We start from the raw sequence: 2888 nt of genomic DNA on the forward strand, positions 1-2888 counted from the left end.
GTCCGGCGCTTCGAAGCCGACCCGGCCCCGCGCGTGCGAGAGCGCTACGCGCAGGTGCGAGACCTGACCGACGGTGCGCCGGTTCAGAAGTTGCCCTCGGCGACCTGAAAACACACCAGTCCCATCCGCCGCCACATGCGCACCACCTGATCGCGATCGTCGAGGACCGCGACGATGCGGTAGCGGTGCCGGACGTGGGCGTCGAACAACTCGGCCTTGACGATCGAATCCTTGCGATTGTCACCGGCCGCGCGCATGTACAGCTCGTCGTACGGGATCTCGTGCCGGGCGAGCCACTCCTCGGTCTCGGGACGGCAGATGCCGTCGCGGCCCGAGAGCAGCACGACGGCGAAACCGTCGGGCGCGGCGGCGAACGCTCTGACCGCGGCCTCGACGGCGGGGGAGACGGTGTCCTCACCCACCCGGTGCCAGTGATAGGGACTGCGGTCGCTCATGTGCGCGAGAGTTCCGTCGATGTCGACGAGCCAGGCCGGGGGCAGCGTCGGATCCTCCACGTACCGCGCCGGTGGCGGTGCCGCTCCGCTCGGAGGACGATGCCGTTTTCTCGCCGGGTGCTCTCGGTGGCGGGTCTTCCTGGACACGACTGTGGATACCCATTCGCGGGCTCGCTACCGAGTCGCCGGCCGCGGTCGCCTTCCACCTGTTGCCTCGAGCCGTTCAGCTGTTGCCTTGGGCAGAACGGAGGCGCACTGTGGGATAGCGGTGGGACGTCCCGGGCGGCGTCCGGGTAGGGGGTTCGGTGAGCGCGACATCCGAGGCATCCGATCGGCGCGGGTCGTCGGCCGCGGCTCGCCGCGCGGGTTACGTCGTGGCGGTGCTGATCGATGCCGCGATGCTGTATGCGATCAACGTCTGGCCCGGCTGGGAGTCGGTGCCGTTCCTCACCGAGGACACACCGGCGGTGCTGGGATGGGTGAACGCCTCGATCGTCGTCGGTCTCGTGGCGAACCTGGCGTATCTGGTGTGGGATCCGCGGTGGCTCAAGACGCTCGGTGACACCGCCACGACCGCGGTCGGTCTCGTCGCGCTGCTGCGGATCTGGCAGACGTTCCCGTTCGATTTCGGGACCGGTGGGTTCGACTGGCCGCTCGTCGTGCGAATCCTGCTGGGGCTCGGCATCGTCGGCAGCGGCATCGCGATTCTCGTCACACTGTTCACGGCGCCGCGGAGGCCCTGACTACACGACTCAGTCGGGTGCCTCGTCCCCGGGCTCGACGGGTTCGACGTCTTCCCGGTCGGACCTGCTCCCGGGCACATCGCGTTCGTCGCGTTCACGCTCGATCTTGCGTTCGAGGTCGTCCACGACGCCGCTGAGCTCGTGGCCCGGACCTTTGTCGTCGGCTCGTGTCCCCGGACCGCTGTCGTCCGCTTGTGTCACAGTGCTGCCCTCCTCGAATCGGCGTGAGCGAGATACCCGCGGACCGTCCGGGGCAAACTCAGCCGGTGAGCAGGACCGCGGCCTGGACCGGAAGCTGCGCGGTCCCGCGTCGGCGGAACAGTTCGGCGGGCCGGCCGTGGCCGGGACTCGACAGCCGTCCGGTGCTGTCGAGCGCCGCGACGACGTGGCGGCGGAACGAATCCTTCTGCAGTGTCCGGTCGAAGATCGCCTGGTAAAGCAGGCGCAGATCGAGCACGGTGAACTCCTCACCGAGCAGCCGGTCGGGGTCGACCTGAGCCGCGTAGCGTGCGCGCAGGTCGTCGACGGCCAGCCGCACCATGTCGGCGTGGTCGAACGCGAGATCGCCGTCGACGGCGCCGCCGTGGACGACGTGTAGTGCCGCGTCGCCGGGCAGGTCGGTGACGGGTACCGCGGCGGTGTGCGCCATGGAGATCACCCAGCCGCGTTCGTCGCGGTCGGGATCGTCGAACATCCGCAGCTGGTGGAACTTCAGTCCGGTGATGTGCGCCTTGTCCCGGAGTGCGCGCTCGGCGGCGTCGACGAGTCGCTCGCCGCGGTGCAGGAATGTGCCGGGGAGCGCGCGGCCGCCGAGATGATGGTCCACGACCAGAACCCGTAGCTCGCCGTCCAGATAGGTCAGCACCGCGACGTCTACAGCGACGGAAGGGCGGTCGTAGTCGGCGAGGGCCTTGCCCGCCCGATCCTTCGATTCACTCACATTTGCATATTAGCGCAATACTGATCTAATCTTAGCGCAATCTTGATCTAATGAGGAGGCTGCAATGAATGTGACTGCACAGCAGAGGGATCGGGCCGTCGGGGTGCTGCTCGGGACCGCCGCAGGTGACGCTCTCGGGGCCGGCTACGAATTCACCTACCCCTCGGCAGCCACGAAGATCGACATGATCGGCGGCGGCACGTTCGCGTGGGAACCGGGGGAGTGGACCGACGACACTGCAATGGCCGTGGCGGTCGCCTCGGTCGCGGCGACCGGCGTCGACATCGGCCGCGGCCGGGGCCTCGATGCGGTCGCCGCCGAGTTCGTCCGCTGGTACGACTCGAATCCGAAGGACATCGGCAACCAGACGCGCAACGTCCTGGGCCGACGCGCGGGCGATGCCGCCGCCATGCAGGCGCACGCCCGGTCGTTGACCGGCCGGAAAGCGGGGAACGGATCGCTCATGCGTACCGCTCCCGTCGCGCTCGCCTATCTGGACGACGGGGCCGGATGCCTCGAGGCCGCCGCGCAGATCAGCGCTCTCACGCACGACGATCCGACCGCGGAACAGGCGTGCCGCCTGTGGTCCCACGCCATCCGACATGCGGTGCTGCACGGAAACTTCGACGGTGTGCGCGGCTTCCTGAAGATCGCGTCACCCGAGGTCGCCGACTTGTGGCGCCCGCTGCTCGACGAGGCGGAACGCGGCACGCCCGCCGACTTCGCCAACAACGGCTGGGTCGTGCACGC

The 2888-nt window shown here is 68.8% G+C and carries 5 protein-coding genes; 2 read left to right on the forward strand and 3 right to left on the reverse strand.

Annotation, left to right across the window (positions count from 1 at the left end; all coding sequences use genetic code 11):
• Positions 1 to 83: 83 nt before the first annotated feature.
• On the reverse strand, positions 84 to 515 hold the full coding sequence (locus tag ACN675_RS28600) for a polynucleotide kinase (protein WP_420754029.1): 432 nt from the start codon (positions 513 to 515) through the stop codon (positions 84 to 86).
• A gap of 245 nt (positions 516 to 760) precedes the next feature.
• Between ACN675_RS28600 and ACN675_RS28605 the strand changes: the two genes are divergently transcribed.
• Positions 761 to 1198, forward strand: coding sequence for a hypothetical protein (locus ACN675_RS28605; RefSeq protein WP_420754030.1), 438 nt, complete (start codon positions 761 to 763; stop codon positions 1196 to 1198).
• Positions 1199 to 1207: 9 nt separating this feature from the next.
• Here ACN675_RS28605 and ACN675_RS28610 read toward each other — a convergent pair whose 3' ends face one another.
• Together ACN675_RS28610 and ACN675_RS28615 are read right to left on the reverse strand one after the other, a co-directional pair.
• Complete coding sequence (locus ACN675_RS28610) at positions 1208 to 1399, reverse strand: hypothetical protein (protein ID WP_420754031.1); 192 nt, start codon at positions 1397 to 1399, stop codon at positions 1208 to 1210.
• 58 nt (positions 1400 to 1457) lie between these two features.
• The gene (locus tag ACN675_RS28615) at positions 1458 to 2138 is read right to left on the reverse strand and encodes an NUDIX hydrolase (protein ID WP_420754032.1); all 681 of its coding nucleotides are present in this window, start codon (positions 2136 to 2138) and stop codon (positions 1458 to 1460) included.
• Between the two features lie 64 nt (positions 2139 to 2202).
• Between ACN675_RS28615 and ACN675_RS28620 the strand changes: the two genes are divergently transcribed.
• Positions 2203 to 2888 (forward strand): ADP-ribosylglycohydrolase family protein (locus ACN675_RS28620; RefSeq protein ID WP_420754033.1); only part of this gene is annotated, 686 nt, incomplete at its 3' end.

The sequence above is a fragment of the Rhodococcus sp. O3 genome (assembly GCF_048897285.1).
Classification (GTDB): Bacteria; Actinomycetota; Actinomycetes; order Mycobacteriales; family Mycobacteriaceae; genus Rhodococcus.